At 51.0% G+C, this 18,710-nt stretch carries 17 protein-coding genes; all 17 read right to left on the reverse strand.

What is annotated here, in order from left to right; all coding sequences use genetic code 11:
* Positions 1–56 precede the first annotated feature (56 nt).
* The 17 genes from DW757_RS13445 to DW757_RS13525 all read right to left on the reverse strand — a co-directional run bounded on the left by DW757_RS13445 (position 57) and on the right by DW757_RS13525 (position 18,643).
* On the reverse strand, positions 57–485 hold the full coding sequence (locus tag DW757_RS13445) for a hypothetical protein (RefSeq protein ID WP_087382729.1): 429 nt from the start codon (positions 483–485) through the stop codon (positions 57–59).
* A gap of 51 nt (positions 486–536) precedes the next feature.
* Positions 537–1,262, reverse strand: coding sequence for a DUF4367 domain-containing protein (locus tag DW757_RS13450; RefSeq protein ID WP_118751954.1), 726 nt, complete (start codon positions 1,260–1,262; stop codon positions 537–539).
* Positions 1,259–1,801 (reverse strand): RNA polymerase sigma factor, encoded by a 543-nt coding sequence (locus DW757_RS13455; protein WP_118751955.1) that lies wholly within the window; start codon positions 1,799–1,801, stop codon positions 1,259–1,261. The genes DW757_RS13450 and DW757_RS13455 overlap by 4 nt, the downstream gene beginning before the upstream one ends.
* A gap of 367 nt (positions 1,802–2,168) precedes the next feature.
* Positions 2,169–3,041 carry a radical SAM protein gene (locus DW757_RS13460; protein ID WP_118751956.1) on the reverse strand — a complete coding sequence of 291 codons (873 nt, stop codon included), beginning with the start codon at positions 3,039–3,041 and terminating at the stop codon, positions 2,169–2,171.
* Between the two features lie 58 nt (positions 3,042–3,099).
* Complete coding sequence (locus DW757_RS13465) at positions 3,100–4,800, reverse strand: metallophosphoesterase (protein WP_118751957.1); 1,701 nt, start codon at positions 4,798–4,800, stop codon at positions 3,100–3,102.
* Between the two features lie 22 nt (positions 4,801–4,822).
* Positions 4,823–6,412 (reverse strand): AAA family ATPase, encoded by a 1,590-nt coding sequence (locus tag DW757_RS13470; protein ID WP_118751958.1) that lies wholly within the window; start codon positions 6,410–6,412, stop codon positions 4,823–4,825.
* 25 nt (positions 6,413–6,437) lie between these two features.
* Positions 6,438–6,935 (reverse strand): pyridoxamine 5'-phosphate oxidase family protein, encoded by a 498-nt coding sequence (locus DW757_RS13475; RefSeq protein ID WP_118751959.1) that lies wholly within the window; start codon positions 6,933–6,935, stop codon positions 6,438–6,440.
* Positions 6,936–6,951: 16 nt separating this feature from the next.
* Positions 6,952–8,286: a VWA-like domain-containing protein gene (locus tag DW757_RS13480; protein WP_015544243.1), complete on the reverse strand. Its 1,335-nt coding sequence runs from the start codon at positions 8,284–8,286 to the stop codon at positions 6,952–6,954.
* A gap of 81 nt (positions 8,287–8,367) precedes the next feature.
* Positions 8,368–9,375 carry a LysR family transcriptional regulator gene (locus DW757_RS13485; RefSeq protein ID WP_015573393.1) on the reverse strand — a complete coding sequence of 336 codons (1,008 nt, stop codon included), beginning with the start codon at positions 9,373–9,375 and terminating at the stop codon, positions 8,368–8,370.
* A 123-nt stretch (positions 9,376–9,498) separates the two neighbouring features.
* On the reverse strand, positions 9,499–10,614 hold the full coding sequence (locus DW757_RS13490) for a leucine-rich repeat domain-containing protein (protein ID WP_118751960.1): 1,116 nt from the start codon (positions 10,612–10,614) through the stop codon (positions 9,499–9,501).
* Entirely contained in the window at positions 10,604–11,314 is a 711-nt protein-coding gene (locus DW757_RS13495; RefSeq protein ID WP_147355642.1) for an HAD family phosphatase, read from the reverse strand. The genes DW757_RS13490 and DW757_RS13495 overlap by 11 nt, the downstream gene beginning before the upstream one ends.
* A gap of 145 nt (positions 11,315–11,459) precedes the next feature.
* Positions 11,460–12,152 (reverse strand): DUF554 domain-containing protein, encoded by a 693-nt coding sequence (locus DW757_RS13500; protein WP_118751962.1) that lies wholly within the window; start codon positions 12,150–12,152, stop codon positions 11,460–11,462.
* Positions 12,149–12,631 (reverse strand): 8-oxo-dGTP diphosphatase, encoded by a 483-nt coding sequence (locus tag DW757_RS13505; protein ID WP_015573390.1) that lies wholly within the window; start codon positions 12,629–12,631, stop codon positions 12,149–12,151. The genes DW757_RS13500 and DW757_RS13505 overlap by 4 nt, the downstream gene beginning before the upstream one ends.
* 63 nt (positions 12,632–12,694) lie before the next feature.
* A complete protein-coding gene (locus DW757_RS13510; protein WP_118751963.1) occupies positions 12,695–14,185 on the reverse strand; it encodes a metallophosphoesterase in 1,491 nt (496 codons plus the stop codon).
* Between the two features lie 90 nt (positions 14,186–14,275).
* Positions 14,276–15,433: a cation diffusion facilitator family transporter gene (locus DW757_RS13515; RefSeq protein WP_118751964.1), complete on the reverse strand. Its 1,158-nt coding sequence runs from the start codon at positions 15,431–15,433 to the stop codon at positions 14,276–14,278.
* A gap of 6 nt (positions 15,434–15,439) precedes the next feature.
* On the reverse strand, positions 15,440–16,528 hold the full coding sequence (gene yaaA, locus DW757_RS13520) for a peroxide stress protein YaaA (protein ID WP_118751965.1): 1,089 nt from the start codon (positions 16,526–16,528) through the stop codon (positions 15,440–15,442).
* 255 nt (positions 16,529–16,783) lie between these two features.
* Positions 16,784–18,643 (reverse strand): AAA family ATPase, encoded by a 1,860-nt coding sequence (locus DW757_RS13525; protein WP_008399172.1) that lies wholly within the window; start codon positions 18,641–18,643, stop codon positions 16,784–16,786.
* Positions 18,644–18,710 lie beyond the last annotated feature (67 nt).

An 18,710-nucleotide genomic window follows, 5' to 3' on the forward strand; every position in this document is an offset into this window, starting at 1 on the left:
TATCGAATTCTTATCTGGAAGGTTTCATTCCCATAGACACAGAATATTTTACAGCCTCAGCTAAAGTATCCGTAATCAAAATTATTAGTAAGATTTTCTTTTACAACTCCATCTACATACGCTTTCGTGTTAAGTTGTACTCGGTAGCTGTATCCCTCATGGATGTAATATGTTTTTTCCATCATAACTGAACCAGGATCAACTTCATCTGAGGTTTCCGTCCAAGATTTAACGGTTTTCCAAGTAGAGCCCTCTAAACGTTGTAAGCGACATTCTACTTTAATCTCATCTACTTTGGTAGGATCTGCCACCACATCAGCGATCACTGTTGCTTTTCCGCTGCTTGTAACATCCATATCACCCATGATACTTATAAAGTAAGACCATTTGGGTTGAATGGTTTTCTGGGCAAATGAAGTAAATGTACATGCCATTACTGCAACAATTGCCATTACTACTAACATAATTCTTTTGCTCTTTTTCATAGTAGCCTCCTTTTTATTCTCTTTACTATATACACGAAATAATTTCTCTGTTTATTTCACACTTTCCAAAATTTTTATCATTTCATCCAATTCTAAATTCCCAATAACGGAATACTGATGAGAATCTCTATACAATATCACCTGTTTATAATTTCCCTTCTCGTAAACCATTACATCTCCTACTTTTGTTTCAATTTTTTTCATTGTTAATTTCTCTGTATCAATATACGTTGAATGTGGCATTACATAACATGCGAAATAGTACCAGTTATCAGACGAATTTACATAATATATCCTAAAGTCATTTTCTTCCTCTACCACTCTGGAGACATTAAACCCCTTAGGCACATACCTCGGCTCATACTCCTGGAAGTTTTTTGTCACATACGTTTTTGTTCCCTTGTCCACAACCAGCTCACTGTACTTCTCCTTTACATCTGTGAAAAAATTCATCACTGGAATGCGGAAGGCTGATGACGAGAATACCATGCAGGTGCTGACGCAGATGCAGGCCGCAAGGCCTGCGGCGGCCCTCTTAACGATGCGGCGGCGTTTTCTCCGCTTTTCGGCCCTGGCTGCAATTTTAAAAATCTCTTTCATTCTCTGGTTATGGCGTTCAGAAAAGACATGCGGCTTTGCTCCCTGGCCTGCTGTGCCGCTTTGTCCTGTTGTCTCATCCGCACAGGCATCAAATGCTTTCAGATCCTCGTCATTTTCCATCTGTTCCAGAAGGGCCAGGGTAAGAATCATTTCATCTTTTTTATCCCTAGTTTTCATGCCCCTTCCTCCTTCAGCATCTTAAAAAGCTTTTCTCTGGCTCTCTTTAACCGGGTGTTGACTGTCAGATGGTTAATATTCAAAATTTTCCCAATCTCTTTTGACGGCAGCTCATGAACATAGTAAAGTCTCAACACATCCTGATATATTCCGTCCAGACGGCCAATCGCCTCCGCCAGATTATTTACGGAAACCTTATCAAAATAGATCTTCTCTGCGCTTGGCGCAAGTCCATCCATTTCAACCTCTTCCACAGAAATCGGCTCCTTCTTCCTTTTTCTCCAAATATCAAGAGCAGTGTTCCTTGCAATGGTCAGCAGGAAACTCTTAGTCTTTATGTCGTGTATCTCCTCCATTTCCAGTCGGTTCAAATTTTTAATAATTTTCAGCGATGATATCTGAACAGCGTCCTCGGCATCGTCTGCATTCTCCAGTATATTAAACGCTGTCGTATACATGGCGCCGCTGTACAGAGAATACAGAGTTTGAAATTTTACCAGATCTCCCGGCTCGTCAATCATCGAAGCGAGAATAATCATTCGTACCTTCCTCTATCTCTCATATTTCGTTTTCTGTTATTTATTTTAACATCGGCTGCAATTTATATATGTTATCCAAAATTCGATTATATCCCAAAAAAGCAGACGGATTTGAAGTTTCTTTCCTGTACTCCAAATCCGTTAAAAAATCATCTCTGTTTTCCCTTTTATATCCTGAATCTCCGCCTTCTCATTTCCTGCATTCTGAGAGAGATAAGGAGGCTCGGCTTTTTGTGATGCAAAAGATCCCTGCCGGATCATACGGCTCCTGTTCCGTATTTCCAGCAGGGATCTTGTTCTCTTCTTTTCTCGCATCCGCGATTTTCTTCTTTTGCCGAATGCAGTATCCGGATCGGCCGCCGGTTTCCTACAGATCTCCTGTCTCCCTGAATCTTCTGTAATGGTGGTTTCTCTTCGCCTCATCGAGCTGAGTAAGCATGGACGGAATGTCCTCATTTAAGGTTCCCGCCAGCACCACATAGTTGGATGCGTGGTTTGTACGGAATACTGTTCCCGGTGAATCCACATTTTCCAGGAAAATTTTCATTTCATCCACAATCTCGTCGGCAGTTATCCTCTCAAACCGTCCCTCCACTACATCCTCATACATGGGAGTTCCCTCATAGAGCCGCAGCGTCAGGAAAGAGGCATACTCCGGATTCATAGCCGTAATCAGCTCCGCGCAGGCAAGGGCGTGTTCCTTTACCTTCTTTCTTCCTCCCAGCCCTGAAATCAGCGTCACAGATGTCTGAATGCCGCAGCGCTTCAATTTCTGTCCGGCTTCCTTGAGCTCACGGGCCGTTACTCCTTTGTTGATTTCCCTTAAGATTTCATCATCTCCGGACTCGGCTCCCACATACACAATGCCAAGCCCCGCCTCCTTCAGCTGCCTTAACTCCTCCTCAGATTTTCTGAGGATATCTTGGGCTGTGCCGTAGGATGCCACTCTCACGCAGTTGGGGAACAGCTCTCTCACTGCATCTAAAATGGCAAGGAGATTCTCTGTCTGAAGCACCAGCGCATCGCCGTCTGCCAGAAATACCTTCTGCACATACGCTCCGTAGCCGTCATGGGCCTCTCTCAGATCCTCCATAATCTCATCCATGCTTCTGACACGGAAATCCTTTGCCTTGTACATGTTGCAGAAGGTGCACGTATTGTGGGCACATCCGATGGTCACCTGCACAATCAGGCTTCTCGCCTCGCTGGGCGGACGGTAAACAATTCCCTCGTATTTCATTTTTCTGTTCTCCTTTAATCTATTTTCCAGTTCTGTCTGACCTTGGGCTCTCAGACCTTTACTGCTTAGTCTCTCCCGCGGGACCGGAGGCGTCATCTTTCTCTGGCGCCTCAGACTGGGGTTCTGGTTCCTCAGCTGCCTGCGCACCGGATATCTCCCCCTCTTCGCCCCCAGCCAGACTGCTGTCCTTCTCTTCCCTGTACTGATACGGGAAATCTGCTCCGGCTTTCAGGCTGAGGGAATTATTGTCCCGGCCTACATCCTTTAAAATGGCCTGCATCTGATCATACCATGCGCTCGTACCCAGGTACCTCTCCCAGTAGAAATACATCTGGTTTTCCTTCACGCCTCTCCTGTTTACGGGAGTCCCCGCGCAGTAGGCGCTGTTGAGCTGGCCGTACAGCTTGGCCATATGGAACTTTCTGTCATTGGGAATCCCTGAGAGCTGGCCGTAAACCTGGCTTTGAATGGTTTCCACCAGAAAGTCCTCGCTGTACTGCTTAAAATTGAGCAGGTTCTCATCCGTAATCCCGTGATCCCTGGCCCAGCTCTCCACATCGATCCGGCAGGTTCGATAGTCAAAGCTCCCGTCCTCCTGCCATCTCAGCTCCCCGTACTGGCAGGGAGGAATAGCCATAGAATCTGACACAATCTCATAGATTCCGTAAAGCGGTTCTGTCTGAGACGGGCCGCCGTTTATATTTTTTTTAATCCTCTGAAGGTGAAGATGACCGCTTATGTAAACGGGAAGCCCATAGCTCTCCAGGAGCTCTGCCGCCTGACTGGAATTTTCCAGCGTACAGTCCTCAGGATAGAGGGTGCTTTCCTTCAGCAGATTGTGGTGGGCAATGGGAATCACCAGGACATTCTCCTCCCTGGCCTTCTCAAGCCACCCGCTCATCCAGGCCAGCGTCTCCTTCCTTATCCTGCCCCCAATCTTATTCTCCGGATCATACTGACAGGAATCCAGCATCATCAGCCAGTACCTGTCATCCACCCGGTACATGTAGCTCAGAGAGGCCTCGTCCCGATCCATGGCCTCGTCATATCCGAATTCCCGGTAGATGGAATAAAAATCATCGGCGGTTATATTGTCAGCCTTCTTTCTCTCTGCCCCCTCAAAATAAGACGCCTCAGGGTGGTTAATGTCATGGTTTCCCGGTATCACAAGCACCGGGACCCCCTGTTCCTCCACTTTTCGCAGCTTTTCTGCCAGCTCCTCATGGTTCACAAGCTCCCCGTTCTGTGTCAGATCACCGCTTAGAATCAGAGCATCCGGCTGTTTTTCTGCCGCCTCTTCGAGAAATGCATCTGTGATTGTGTCCAGATACGGAATCACCTTTCCGTCGTCCCACCTGACAAACTGGCAGAAGGCCTCCCCGACAAAGTCTGTCATCTTCGGCGACTGGTAATGAATATCAGAAGCTACAATAAAAAACGGCGGTTCATAGGGAGGCTCGCCCGGTTCCTCCTCTGTCTGGTGGGCCGGTTTCCACTGTTCTTCCCAAAAAACCTCTTCTGTCCCGGGCTCCTGTACTTCCTCCGTCTCCTTCGGAAGCTCCCTATCCGTCTCTGCCGGCTCTGTCAGCTCTGTGAGAGGCCCTGTTTCCCCTGAAGCTTCTGTCCCGCCGTCATCTCCCCCTCCCTTTTGGCCCGGCAGAAACCGGACTGCGAGCGCTACCGCAGCAATGAGAATGGCAATCTCCCCCAGATAAATGAGCGCTCTCACAAACTGCTGCCTGTCTTTTCCTTCATTCATCGTATCATTTCCTATGTTTTTCTTACTGCAGAGGGAACTGCCTGCTCAGGCTGTCAAGCTGCTCCAGCAGGCTGTTCTCCTGGTTTTCGAACAGCAGCCGTCTGTTGTACTCGTAATATCTTTCACACTCATTTTCCTGCAGGAAGCGCACGCTGCTCTTTCCCGTAGTCAGCCCTGTGACGAAAATAACCATTTCCTGGCTGTCGCCGAATGCAGCCTCCAGAAAATCAAAGGCTCTCTCCAGCATTTCCAGCGTTTCCTGGCAGAAGGACTCATAACTGTCCCGCTCCTGCGAAAACAGCTCCCGCACACGCGAAAAGCCCTCATTTCTGCCGGTTAACTCCTCCTTCTCGAGTATGGAGCCGTAGAATCTCAGCCGGTCAGAGACCGAAAGCAGCGTGTACTCCTCCCGCCTGTCCAGAAAACCTGCCTTCTTCTTCCAGCCTGTATTTCGATCCAGTTCCTCTGAGAGAAATCCAAGCAGCTCGGATGCCCTTTTCTCTCCTCCTGCAGTCTGACTGTGGTTCTCTCTGCCTTTCTGTGTTTCCTCTTTGTCCTGCTCACTCTCCGGTACCTGGCCATCCCGGAATTTCTTCAGCTCTTCCAGGAGAACAGACAGATATGTCTCCCTGTCCTCTGCCTCCCTGAATCTTCCGTTCAGATATGCCAGAATCAGATTTACCACGCTTAACCTCTCGTCAAAGGCAGCCCTTGAAAGCTTTTCGTATACGCGCTCCGGCACCTTTCCCGACAGCAGCACGTCTATCTGATAATCCGTCCTGTACTTATAATACAGCTCCAGGTAGGCCGCAAAGTCCCTGGCAATCCCGGGATTTTCAATATACTGCACCACTGCCTCTCTGTCAACCTTCCTTCCCAGCTTCTCATAAACTTCCATCAGCCGGGCCAGATCCTCCCATCCTCTGGGAGTGGCAAACTGCTTTCCGGACACAGTTGACTCAATGCGGTAAAAGTTTTCCTTCCTGGCCTCCAGATAGGAGATCACCGCCGGGTGGACTGCCATATCTGCGGCATATTCCTTCCACACCTCAAAATCTGCCTCCACCTCGATCCGTCGGATACGGTCAAGAGTGGCTATGTCAAACTCCCGCACAGATTTATTGTACTCCGGCGGATTCCCTGCAGTTACAATAATAAAGCCCTCCGGAATCCTGTGGTTTCCAAAGGTCTTGCACTGTAAGAACTGAAGCATGGTGGGCGCCAGGGTTTCTGACACGCAGTTGATCTCATCGATAAAGAGGATTCCCTCCTTAAGCCCGGTCTCCTCGATCTGGTTGTAGATCGAGGCTACAATCTCGCTCATGGTGTACTCTGTCACCGCATACTCTCTGCCTCCGTACTGCTTTTTTTCAATAAACGGAAGACCGATGGCGCTCTGCCTGGTGTGGTGGGTGATGGTGTAGGACACAAGCCCCACCTGGCACTCCCTGGCCACCTGCTCCATGATCTGGGTTTTCCCGATTCCCGGCGGCCCAATCAAAAACAGAGGTCTCTGCCGGACAGCCGGAAGCACGTATTCCCCTCTCTCATTTTTCAGAAGGTAGGCCTCAATACAGTTCTTTATCTCCTGCTTTGCGCGTTTAATATTCATCGTTTCTGTCTGCTCCTTTTGAAGGTCATGCCTGTTTTCTGCTGCTCTTTCCGTGGATTTCCTCCACCGTAAGCCGCCAAACGGCCACTGCGTCCACGGAAGCCTCTTCAAAGGAAAAGCCCTGCTCATCCGGCTCGCTGTACTGTCCCATAATGGCATTCAGGCCCAGGCGTTTTTCCTCCCTGTCCTCAACCAGCTCGATGCTTCCCACACCGCACACGCTGCTGTACTTCATAGTGGAGCGGCAGGCAGGCTCTCCCTCTCCTGCAAGCTCCAGTGTGTGGGAAGCGTACATGGAAAACGCTGCCCTCCCTGTCTTTTCGGCGAGAGATGCCTTCCTCCCCTCCCTGGCCCCGTGAAAATAGAGGACAACCTTCGTCTCCCCGTCGCTCACATAGCCGAAATTTACCGGAACCACATACGGCTCTCCATTGTCCGCAAAGGCCAGATTCACCACGTCGCAGCGATCCATCAGCCGGAGGATCTCCCTTAAATCTGTAATTTCCCTGTCATTTCTTCTCATAGGCTGTACGCTCCTTCTATATCTCCTCAGACGCTTCTATCTCCTCCGGCCCCAGGATCACCTTGATCGCCCAGGGCGGCACATCCGCGTCGCTGTAGTCCTCCCTCATAAAGACAAAGGCCGTCTCATAGGCCGGCATCTTTACAGGAAACATTCCGTATCCGTCTGTAAAATAGATAAGCCCCTTCAGATTCGTAAACTGCTTTTCCGCAATGAGCTGATCCACATATTCAAAGGCAGGCCGGAAATCTGTCCCTCCCTGGCCCCGAAGCTCCATATGCTCCATATAGTCGGAAAGCTCCTTTCTGTCTGCAATCCGCTTATCGCTCTGTACCTTTTCATCGCACTGGATAATGTGGATATTCACGCTGGTAAAGAAGCTCTCTGCCTCCGACAGCACGCTGTAGGTCTCTGTCAGAAACCTGTGCACCAGCTCCCCGGAGCAGGACATAGAGGTGTCAATGACGATGGCAAACTCCTCTATCTTCTTGATTTCCTTTGTCTCAAGGGGCTCAATCAGGGGCATGTTCCCGTAGGTTCTCAGCCCGTAATCGTAATAAATATAGTCAAAAGCATCCGTATCCACCTGCATGGTTTCCCGCATGACGGAAAATTTTCTTAAAAATTCCCGGTAGTTCACCCGGCCTCTGTTCTCGATTTTTACCTGCTCAAGCAGGTCTCCCGCCTTGTCGGAGGCCAGCTTTGAGAAGGTTTCCATCTCTGTCTCCATGCTCTGTCGGATGTCATCCCACCTGTTTTTTCTCTCCTGGGCCCTGGGTTTCCTGTTTTTCTCATCCTCCCAGAGCGCGTGGCTGTCCACGTAAAATTCCCGGGCAAGGCTCAGATACCGCCCCTCCGTCAGCCCTTCCTTCTGAAGAAATGCGTAAACCGCCTGGGCCGTTATAACGGGAATCTTTCCCTGAATGCGCTGGTACAGCTCCCGCCTGGCCGGGGAAGGAGGAACTCTCAGGGCCCTGATCAGAAGTCCGTCAATCATGGATTCCACCGCAATGTCGCAGGCCAGATCCCAGTACGGCTTTGCTCTCCTTCCTCTGGTGTCCATATGGACAAACAGGCAGTGAAAAATCATATGAAGATAGGCACGGTTTACATAAACCCTCCCTTTTCTAAAAAGCTCTGAAAGCCTGTTTGGATTGTACCTGAGCACAAACCCGTCCGTTCCGATTCCCTCAGCCTTAAAGTCCGGTGAAAACAGAAGGGAGCTTAAGGCCACGTCCAGAAATCTCATGTTCAGGTACAGCTCATTTCTGGCATTCTTCAAAATATCGGTGCAGACGCCTGTCAGCGCCTCTGCCTTCTCCTGCTCCCAGACAATCGGGGATTTTTCCATCGCCGTCTCCTCCTGTGCCGTTTTCCTGCAACGTTTCTATCTGCCGGTCTCCCAGCCTGGCGTTTTGCGGCTTCCTGCCATTTATTCCTGCCGGGAGGCTCTTCCGGCTGCACCGCAGGGCTTTTCCGGCACGGGAACGGGCTTCAGCTCTCCGTCTCCTGCCGTCACCTTCAGAAACTCTTCCATGGCCTTTGTCATATATTTGTTGCGCTTTTTATAAAAATATACATTTCTGATGGCCAGATCGTCGTCCATCTTATAATAGCACAGAGGCACATCGTAGGGCACGCTGCTGACCAGGGCATCCGGGATAAAGGTGGCCCCCACGCCCTTGCTTGCCATGTTAAAGGCTGTGATGACCTGATCCGGCTTCAGGATAATATTGGGAGTAAAGTTCTGCCGGCTGCACATTTTTACTCCTCTCTTATAAATGCTGTTTTCTTCCTTCAGGAAGATAAACGGCGTTTTTTTCAGCAGGGGAAGAGGCAGCGCGGGCATTTCCTCTGACTGGTACGCTCTCGTCTCAATGGCATCTCTCGAGATCTGATACTGCCTGAGCTCTTCGTTGATCTCAAACCCGGCCGGAACAGCCAGAATAATCCGTTCCGTGCTGTAGTAATACTTTTCATAATTTTTGTCGTCCATCTCCGAATTGTCTATGAGAAGATCGATCTCCTCTGACAGCAGCTTGTCCGTCAGCTGGGAGGTGGTTCCCTCCACCAGTTCAATTTTAATCTGAGGATATTTCCTGGAAAACTCCGCCAGAAGGCCCGGCAGAATGTAGGAAGTCAAAAAAACCGTGCCGCCGATAGTGAGCTTTCCGGCCAGAAGGCCGTTCAGATTGTTGAGTTGGTTGATGGTGTTCTGCTCCAGAGCGAACAGCTTTTCAATGGCGTCAATATAGACCTCGCCGCTGGGCGTAAGACCGATGGGAGAGGTGCTCCTGTCAAAAATAGGGCTTCCAATCTTTTTCTCCACCTTTTTGATGGCGGTGCTCAAAGCCGGCTGAGTGATGTAGAGCTTCTGCGCGGCCTTGGAAAAGCTCTTTTCCTCATAAACCGCGTATACATATTCTTTTCCGTCAAACATGCTTTCTCCTATAATCAAAAATTAATAATAATTATTTTCCTATATGAATTTGATTATATACCAAGCCTGGTATATAATCAAGCCATAGAGCAAAAGTTCATCAAGATTTCATAAACTTCTGCCCTACAGTTCAAATTTTTTGCGCTTCGGTGGGAAGGCTCTGCGGCCTGCATCCATCAGAAAGCTTACCGCTTCCGTCTGACTGCGGCGGACGGCAGTATGAATCAGCTTATCAAATCCGGTTTTATCAAGAGCCGGTTCCTTTATATTTGAATATTCCTCGTGAGCACGCCCTGCCAAACCCTCATTCCCCAACCAACCCGCAGCGGCGTGCTCAACCTTTATTATCCCAAAACATTCATTTACAAGCCATCTCCATTCAGACACATCCTGAAGGGAGCAGATATATTCGGCCGTCTCTTCCAGATGTTCCAGAAGATACGCCCTGTAGCTGCACCTGGCTTTTTCTGACAGCTCCATGGGAAAGCGAAGTCTTCCCACCGCCAGCCTGACGGCTTCTTTTACGTTTTCCTGCGCCTTCATGTAGGGAAACAGGCTGTCATACTCTGCAAACTGGAACCTGGTATTTTGAAAGCAGTATCTGTACCGGTGTCCGCAGCCATGGACATGGGTTTCTGTAATTCTGGCAGGCGTATTTTCCACCGCCTCCTCGTAGAAGGCTGGAAACAGAAGCTCCGCCCGGTTTTCTTCCCCCACAGGAGCAGAGCCGGGCCTGTCTTTATCAGGTCCCGTCAACAGATAGTGTACAGCCACCGTCTCATTCAGCTCTGACAGGATCTCCTTCAGACAGGATTTTTCCTCCCTGTTTTCCGTCACCGTCAGCTCCTCAATCTTCCTGCACCCGTTAAAAGCACCTGCCCCTATGTCGCGGATCCCTGAGGAAAACTGAAGCCTGCGAAGCCCGTCGCAGTTGTAGAACGCATACCGTCCGATCCGCAAAAGCTCAGGCGGCAGGGAAATCTCCCGAACCCTGTCCCCGCAGAAGGCCGGACCAAGCTCTGAGGCGGCCGTCTTTCTGACCGGAAGCTTTTGGCAGCCCTCCTCCCACAGATATCCGAAGGGCTCCGTCCTCATGCCTGCCGAAAAGATATAATCTCCAATCTCAGTCACCGGACAGCCGTGCACAAAAGCAGGCAGGGAAATTTCCTCTGCCTCACCGAAACATCTCAGTATTTTCGCCGTACCGTTCTTTTGCTCATAGAGCAGCTTAAATCCCATCCTGTATCCTCCCCTCCCGGGCAGCAAAAAACTCAATCGCTGCATCGAGGCTTTCGTACCTGCCTGCCAGCAGCTTTTCAATCTCCCCGTCCGGCTGTGTAATGTCCGGGATCATGACAGGGATAAATCCGCCCGCCTTGGCCGCGCGGATTCCGTTAAAGCTGTCCTCCAGCACGGCGCAGCGCTCCGGCGCGCATCCCAAAAGTCTGGCGGCCAGGAGGAAGATTCCCGGATCAGGTTTTCCCTTCTCCACCATCTCCCCACAGGCGAAGGCGTCAAAATATCCCTTCACGCCGGCGTGTTCCAGGTACATAAGGGCCCTCCCGGACTCTGTGGATGTGCCGAGGGCGATCCGATACCCGTGCTTCTTTAAATAGAGCAGAAGCTTCTCTAACCCCGGCTTAACAGGCACTCCCCGCTCTCTTACCGCCTGTTTTGCCAGCTCCGTCCTTCTCTTCCTTACTTCCCAGAAATCCGGCTGTTCTCCGAAAAAGCGTCTGAATATTTCCCCTGCCTCCTTCGCCGAACTGCCTCTGACCTTACTCAGATATTCTTCCCCGATCTCCACTCCGAATTCCCTGCCGGCCTGAATCCAGCAGTCCGCATAGAGGCGCTCTGTGTCGAACATCAGCCCGTCCATGTCAAAAATGACAGCCTCTATCCTGTCTTCTTCTCTATGCCTGTCCATATGTTCTGCCATATAGCCTGACTCCTTTTCGTCTGTATCTTCTGTCGCTGCTTCTGCTGCTTCTCCTGTTTCTTTCTGCTGTTTCTGCTGCTTCCTTCTTCTGTATTCCTCTCCCGTCTGTCCTGAGCATCCTTCCGGAGCGCCCCTGAGCTGCCTGTCAGCCCAGTCCCAGAACTCCCGCAAGGAGGAACCAGAGGGGAGGAACCAGGAGGGACGGCAGCATATTCATGGTTTTACAGTCTTTTATATTTAAGATCGAGAGGCCGGAGGTGGCAATCAGGACTCCGCCCACGATGGAGATTTCCGCCATCAGCGGCTCTGAGAGAAAGCCTGCCAGAAAGCTGGCACCCATATAAATGGCCCCCTGCCAGCAAAACAGCACAGGAGCTGCCAGAGCAATCCCGATCCCATAGGTAGATGCCAGGACAATGGAAGAGACGAAATCCAGTGTAGCATTGGTGAAGAGATAGGTGTGGTTTCCATTTACCGCGCTCTCGATAGGCCCTACGATAGACATGGTTCCGATGCAGAACAGAAGGATTGCAGTGGAAAGGCCTTCCCCCAGATTGGAGGAGCCAAAGCGAAGCACTCCTGTCAGTTTCTTAAACCTGCCGTCCAGATCCAGGATCGTCCCCAGAAGGCTTCCTGCCGCCAGACTTGCGATAAACAGCACCGGATATCTGCTCTCCGGCATATGGCTCACCGCCGAGTTGACGCCCAGCATCACGGCGGCCAGACCCATAGCGTTGAACATGGCTCCCTGGTATTCGTCCTTAATCCCCCTGTTTACCACACTTCCTATCAGGCTTCCTGCCAAAATTGTGCCTGCATTTACAAAAGTTCCTATCATCCTTTTTTCCTCTCTCCGTCAAGACTCCATTCTGCCAGATGATCTCCCTCATACCTGAGCTTCAGTGAAAAAAACGGCCGTTCCTCTGCAAGGAGTCCGAAAAAGATCCTGTCTCCCTCCCAGAGATTGAGCTTATCAAGCTCCTCTTTCTTCACCCATTCCAGTGTTCCCTCGCTGCACTCTCTTAATTCTCCCTCGAATGCGTCGGCTGTGTACAGGCACATATATTCTGTGGGCCATCCATCAGCGATAAATGTCACAATGCCTCTGAACTGCCAGGACAGCAGCGTCAGGCCTGTCTCCTCCTTCGCCTCCCTGAGCAGACATTCCTCCGGGCTTTCACCTTCCTCGAAATGGCCTCCAATGCCAATCCACTTGTCCTTGTTGACATCCTTCTCCTTCTTTACCCGGTGAAGCATCAGATACTTCCCGTCCTTCTCTATATAGCAGAGCGTGGTAAGCTGTGATTTTTCTCTCATGGCGTTTCCTCCTGTCTCATTCTTTTGTCCCGCTGTTTGCCGGTTTCAGCCTGCAGTTCACTTCTACTCCTCCAGATACAGTCTCCCGAAGTCCTTCGCGTCATCCTCCAGGATCCTCTGAAGGAAATCACTCAGATCACTGGCGTACTGGTATCTGTCCCACAGCTCCCTGGCCGGATCGTGTTCCACCTCATCCCGGATCTCATACATCCGCCCGCCGTAATAATATACGCAGAGCTTTGCGTAAAACCGGGCCATCTCCTGAATCTCGTCTTCAGAGAGATTTAAAACTCCCTGTCTGTTCTGTTTTTCCAGATCTCTTACCGCATGACTGTAGGAGATCTCCCTCAGAAAATCTTCACTGTAGTCAAAGAAGTCAGCCAGATCTCTGTTTTTGTAGGAATTCTCCCTGGCCCACTTTTCCACATTAACCGGCTGGGTATGGTAGGTAATGGAGCCGTCCTCGTACAGCTCCACCACCCCGTATCCGCACGGCGCCATGACGAGGGAGCCAGTCACCACCTCTGTCACTCCATCCTCCTCCATATAATGCTGCAGGTGGAGATGGCCGCTCAGATGGAGCCTCACCTCATTGTCAGAGAGCATCTGCAGAAGCTCCTCATTGTGTTCAATAGTGCAGTCATCGTAAAAGGCATCGCTGACTCCGCTCTGCTCCAGCAGGTTGTGGTGGGTAACCGTTATTACCTCCGTGTCATTCTCCCACGCCTCATAGAGAATTGGCTCCATCCACCGGTAGGTTCCGTTCTGGATCATTCCCCCTGTCAGATTGGCCGGATCATACTGGCAGGAGTCCAGCATCAGAAGCCACAGGCTGTCATCCACCTTATAGAGATAGCTCAGAGAGGAGGGATCTCTGCTGTCGGCAGCCACATAGCCAAAGTCTGCGTAGATATCCGCAAATTCCTCCGGGCTGACACTTTCTACCAGATAGGACTGTGTGCCCGAAAACCGGCGGGCGTTGGGATTATTAATATCATGGTTTCCAGGGACGACCAGCACAGGAATGTCCCCCCTGTCCAGCTCCCTCAGAATGGACGCCAGCTCCTCATGACTGGCTCTCTCCCCGTTCAATGTCAGATCCCCGCTCAGAACCACCAGATCCGGACTTTTTTCCTTCATATCCTCCACAAAGGCGTCCATCACCTCCCAGCCATACAGAAGAACTCGGCCATCGCTTCCGTAGGTCATCTGGACGAAGCTCTGGCAGCGTTTTCCCGCCAGCTCCTCTGCAAGATAGTGGATGTCTGTGGCAACGACTATCTCATGGAGAGGTTCATCCTCCCCCTCTCCCTCTTCACCGTTTTCTGTTTCTGCCTCCTCCGTTTCATCCCGGCTCTCCTCCTGAGCTGTCTGGCTCTCCAGCGTCTCCTCACTGCCGTCCGTGCTCTCCTCCTCAGCCGGAACAGTACTCTCACTTCCACTCTCCGCCTCAGAAGACTGAACAGCCGCCGGCTTTGTCTGGTTCTGGCATCCGGCAGCAAACAGACAGAGCCCGGCTATTGCCGCAGCCAGCGCTGTTTTTCTTTTCCTCATATGTATATCCCTCTACTCTCTGCATCATCTCTCTGCCGTCTCAGCGAGCTGCCGGCTCATCCATAATATCCATAAAGCGGAAATTCCTGCCTAAACATAGGAATGATCCACATTGATCAGCGCCGCGCAGTTCTCCATGGTCCGGCTCACACTGTCCTGAATTCTGGCCTTCAGTTCCTCCTCAGGCATCTTCATCTCAAAGGGGACTACCACGTCAAACAGAATCTTTGTCACCCCTCCTCCATGTACCAGGCGGAAGTCATGGATAGTAAGCCGGCTGTCTATCTCCTTTACCAGAGCCTCCGTGGCAGCCCTCTTCTCCTTCATCTCAGGATCCTTCAGATTCACCGGATCCATGTGGATCACCGCCTCACAGCCAAGGCACTCATGAAGCTCCATCTCCGCGCTGTCAATGGCATCGTGAAGGGCGTAAATATCGCCGCTGCCGTCCACCTCCCCGTGGAGGGAAATCATTCTGTGACCCGGACCGTAGTCGTGCACCACCAGATCGTGGATTCCGATAATCTCAGGCCTGGAAAGCACGATTTTTTCGATCTCGTCAATAAACTCCGGCTCCGGCGCCTGGCCTAAAAGCGGGTTGAGAGTCTCCTTGGCTGCCCCATATCCGGCGCGCAGGATGAAAACCGCCACCAGCACGCCGCACCAGCCGTCCACGTTAATGCCCGTCGTGCGCAGGACAATCATGGATAAAAATACCACGAAGGTAGCCAGGGCGTCGCTCAGGCTGTCCGTCGCCGTTGCCTTCATGGCTGCCGAATCAATTTTTTTCCCGATTCTCCTGTTATAATAGCTCATGTACAGCTTCACAGCCACCGAAACCACAAGGATTCCCATTGCCAGAAATCCCGTGTCCACAGCCTCCGGGTGGAGAACTTTCTCTACCGAGGATCTCAGAAGTTCCACTCCCATGACAATGATTGCCAGGGATACGGCCAGGCCGGACAGGTACTCTATCCTTCCGTGGCCGAAGGGATGCTCCTCATCTGCCTGTCTTCCGGCAAACTGAAAGCCTAAAAGCGTGATAACGGAAGAGCCGGCATCGGACAGATTGTTGAAGGCGTCCGCCATAATGGCAATGGATCCGCTGATCACTCCTGCCAGGTACTTTCCGGCAAACAGAAGGATATTCAGGGTGATTCCCAGGGCTCCGCACAATATGCCGTAGGCCCGTCTCTCCTCAGCCCCCGTTTTTTTCTTTACAAAAAGCTTTTCCAGCAGCGTTACCATCTCTTGTCAGTCCTCCTTAAGAAATACATACTCGCAGTCCGTAGAGCGCTCCTCACAGAAGGAAAAGCCCATCTCGTTAAAAGCTCTCGCCTCCTCCGGCTCCGAGGCCTGAGTCCCTGCCAGGAAGCGCACCATCTCCCCCCGCGCCATCTTTGCCTCTGTAGCCTTTACCCTGACCTTTCCGTCCTTCAGTGTCCCGAACACGCAGGTGACAAACCGGTCGCCCGTCCTCAGATAAGGTTCCACCGCCCGGCTGTACTCTTTAGACGCCAGATTTAAAATCACGGCCGGCCCATCGGCGGCCAGTTCCCGGTAAATTTTATCGCCCCAGAATCCATACAGATCCTTATGTAAATCTGTTTTCAGCTTTGCCTGCATTTCCAGGCGGTAGGGCACAATCCCGTCATCTGCCCGCAGCACTCCATAAAAGCCGCTTAAGATCCTGAGGTGCCTGCACACATATTCCCACTCCTCTCCAGTAAAAATCTGAGGAGCCATATGCTGGTACTGGATCCCCACATAGGCCAGCACCGCCGGCGTCAGCCCTGTTTTCAGATCCATCTGCGCATACCTCAGATAATTTTCATGGGTAATAGCGGCATTGGCCTTAAACAGTTCTCCCAGTTCCTCCTCAGAAAAGCTCTGAAGCAGCTTAAGCAGCTCTTCCGCCTCCCTGCAGAACACCGGAGTCTCTCTCCATGGCATATCGTCATTTTTTATCTGCATCTTTTTCGCAGGTGAAATAATTATTTTCATGCTCACCGGCTCTTTTCTCCTTTTCCTTCCCTTTTTCAGACAAAAGGGGCAGGCCTGCTGCGGCTCCTGCCCTTCCCCGCCAGACTGGTTCTTCCGGCCGAATTGGTCGGCCAGCCTTTCCTTCTGGCTTTTTGTCATTCTCTTAATCGCGGCCTCCCGTTTCATGGCCTCGCTCTTTGTGGCATGCTCCTCAAAATAGGCCAGAGCCACCGGCCTTCTGGTTTTCGTATATTTCGCCCCTTTTCCGCTGTTGTGAGCCAGAATTCTCTCCTCCAGGCGGTTTGTCCACCCGCAGTAGAGAGACCCGTCCGCACAGCGCAGAAGATATGTATAATTCACCGTCTGCCGCTCCTCCCGCCAGATTCTCGCCGCTCCTTTGTCCTGTGAAATCCGGGCTATGTAAACGGCAGCAGCACCCTGCGCAGATGTGCCGTTGCCGCCCGGAGCCTCAGAACAGACAGAGCCTAAAACCCCGTATCTATCTAAAGCATCGGCCGGATGCGGAATGCCTCCTGGCCAGCCAAAGCGACGGAATTTCCTTCCGACTCTCCGGTTTATACTCTATTATATGAATTTTCTCCTGAAATGCAACTTTCATCCAGGCATTTTTTTCCGGCTGTCAAAATACAGGAACCGGTCAATAGCGTCCAATATGTCTGCAAACTCCTCCCTGTCAGCCAGCTCAATATAGCGGTTTAACAGCTCTGTCTCCTGCTTTTTATACTTCCCGTAAAAGATGTCAAACACATTGTGTCCCCTCATATGGATCTTGAATTCCTCCATATGCCCCCTCATATCCTCCGGCGAATCGAAGTCCCTTCCCATCACCTCCACCAGTTTCTTTCCCGATGCCAGCCTGTGAAGGTATTCTCTCCATTTTTCGTACAGAATCTGATAAAACTCCTCCTCCGACTCCACGATTCCAAGCTTTTCCATGATCTTTGGATTGAGGAAGTAATTCTCAAAGGAATAATACCTGAGAACCAGCACATTTTTCTCCGTCACCGGCGGAAGGCGGTCTGCGTCTTTCTTCCCCTGCTCGCTGTAATAGCGGCAGAGCTGCCGCTTCAGCTCCTCCCTGTCCTTTCCATCCCCGTCCCGTATCATCAGAAACTGGTCCCTGAACCTTACCTGGTTCATATATTTCAGGTTGGCATACGTCTTGATATTGGTACAGCTGTTAGTGGTGATAATGGAAATCCTGGACAGGGTTCCGTCCTCCCGGTATACCTCAGAATAATAATTTCTAAGAAGCAGAGGCAGTCTGCTCTTGTCCTGCTTTCCCTCCACGATAAACACGAAATCCACGTTCATGGCATCCCCTGCCCCATATCCCAGATCGTCCAGGATCTCCCCTATATCCACGTTCTCCCTGGCAGTGGAAAAGCACTCGCTGTCCAGAACCACCTGGCGGATCTGGCGGGAGGTAAAGTTCAGAAGAAGCTGGGGAGAATGGGTGTTAAAGATCACCTGGTTCTTCTTCGAGAGACGGTACAGGATCTCGCTGGCTGTCTTCTGAAGCCTTGGGTGCAGAAACAGCTCCGGGTACTCTGCCACAATAATGCACGGAAGCTGATGCTCCCCCTCCACATACGTTTCCAGAAGGGAGAGCATATAAATACACCTCATACCTCGGCTCATTCTGGAGACAGGGCTTATAGTTCCCCTCTCACTGCTGTAGACCTCTGCCTTTACTGAAAACAGCTCGTCCAGATTTCCCTTCAGGCTGTAGCGGATCTCGTCATACCCCCCGTTCTTTTCGAAATTTTCATTGATGCGCCGGGCCATCTTCCCCAGGTTGAGCTGATAGAGCTTATACTCAAACAGCTTCTGAGCCTCCAGAGCATTCAGCTCCTCCGGCTTTTTCTGGTTAATCAGGCCGATGCACTGGAAACAATGGGAGCACTTTCTTCCTGCGTCAAACAGACAGGCTCCCTCCCTCATCTGGTTCATCAGAAGGCTTTCTCCAAGGAGAAACAGGTCGCTCTGGAACACATCGAGCTCTCTGTCTGTGTCAATGTAGAGCAGTCTGGGAAGCACCTCCTCGATATAGGGGTTGTGCTTTCTCACCCCGTCTGAAAAACGCATCCTCCCTTCCCGGTTCACCATACAGGTAAAGGAGAGGGTCCCCTTCTGAAAGGAGGGCAGCTTTTTCTGAAAATCCCTCTCCCAGACCTCATACCTCCTGTAGGCGCTGACCACTGCCAGCTCGTGAAACAGTCTCAGATCCTCTTTTTCGATCTGAAGCCTTGTCTCAATTTCAATGTTCTGTCCGCTCTCCAGAAAATCGCTCTCCTGCACCTTCCGCCCGCCCGTCATCAGCCGGACAGCATCCAGCACAGAAGTTTTTCCCGTATTGTTCTTTCCCACCAGAATCAGGGCACTGTCAATTTCTGACAGCTCCATATCCCGGATGGATTTAAAATTTCTGATGCGGATATACGTAAAACGCATGGCGCGCCTCCTCTCTATCCGTCTTTTCACAGCAGCTCAGGGTTTTTCAGACCTGTTTCAAACGTAT

The sequence above is a fragment of the Clostridium sp. AM29-11AC genome, assembly GCF_003480545.1.
Taxonomy (GTDB): Bacteria; Bacillota; Clostridia; order Lachnospirales; family Lachnospiraceae; genus Otoolea; species Otoolea saccharolyticum_A.

Excerpts from the sequence above, each read along its gene's own strand:
- DW757_RS13465 (WP_118751957.1), bottom strand. The coding sequence starts at position 4,800 with ATGAATGAAGGAAAAGACAGGCAGCAGTTTGTGAGAGCGCTCATTTAT.
- DW757_RS13455 (WP_118751955.1), bottom strand. The coding sequence starts at position 1,801 with ATGATTATTCTCGCTTCGATGATTGACGAGCCGGGAGATCTGGTAAAA.
- DW757_RS13510 (WP_118751963.1), bottom strand. The coding sequence starts at position 14,185 with ATGAGGAAAAGAAAAACAGCGCTGGCTGCGGCAATAGCCGGGCTCTGT.
- DW757_RS13470 (WP_118751958.1), bottom strand. The coding sequence starts at position 6,412 with ATGAATATTAAACGCGCAAAGCAGGAGATAAAGAACTGTATTGAGGCC.
- DW757_RS13445 (WP_087382729.1), bottom strand. The coding sequence starts at position 485 with ATGAAAAAGAGCAAAAGAATTATGTTAGTAGTAATGGCAATTGTTGCA.
- DW757_RS13460 (WP_118751956.1), bottom strand. The coding sequence starts at position 3,041 with ATGAAATACGAGGGAATTGTTTACCGTCCGCCCAGCGAGGCGAGAAGC.
- DW757_RS13490 (WP_118751960.1), bottom strand. The coding sequence starts at position 10,614 with ATGGGATTTAAGCTGCTCTATGAGCAAAAGAACGGTACGGCGAAAATA.
- DW757_RS13450 (WP_118751954.1), bottom strand. The coding sequence starts at position 1,262 with ATGAAAACTAGGGATAAAAAAGATGAAATGATTCTTACCCTGGCCCTT.
- DW757_RS13525 (WP_008399172.1), bottom strand. The coding sequence starts at position 18,643 with ATGCGTTTTACGTATATCCGCATCAGAAATTTTAAATCCATCCGGGAT.
- DW757_RS13505 (WP_015573390.1), bottom strand. The coding sequence starts at position 12,631 with ATGAGAGAAAAATCACAGCTTACCACGCTCTGCTATATAGAGAAGGAC.
- DW757_RS13515 (WP_118751964.1), bottom strand. The coding sequence starts at position 15,433 with ATGGTAACGCTGCTGGAAAAGCTTTTTGTAAAGAAAAAAACGGGGGCT.
- DW757_RS13500 (WP_118751962.1), bottom strand. The coding sequence starts at position 12,152 with ATGATAGGAACTTTTGTAAATGCAGGCACAATTTTGGCAGGAAGCCTG.
- DW757_RS13495 (WP_147355642.1), bottom strand. The coding sequence starts at position 11,314 with ATGGCAGAACATATGGACAGGCATAGAGAAGAAGACAGGATAGAGGCT.
- DW757_RS13480 (WP_015544243.1), bottom strand. The coding sequence starts at position 8,286 with ATGGAAAAATCCCCGATTGTCTGGGAGCAGGAGAAGGCAGAGGCGCTG.
- DW757_RS13475 (WP_118751959.1), bottom strand. The coding sequence starts at position 6,935 with ATGAGAAGAAATGACAGGGAAATTACAGATTTAAGGGAGATCCTCCGG.
- DW757_RS13485 (WP_015573393.1), bottom strand. The coding sequence starts at position 9,375 with ATGTTTGACGGAAAAGAATATGTATACGCGGTTTATGAGGAAAAGAGC.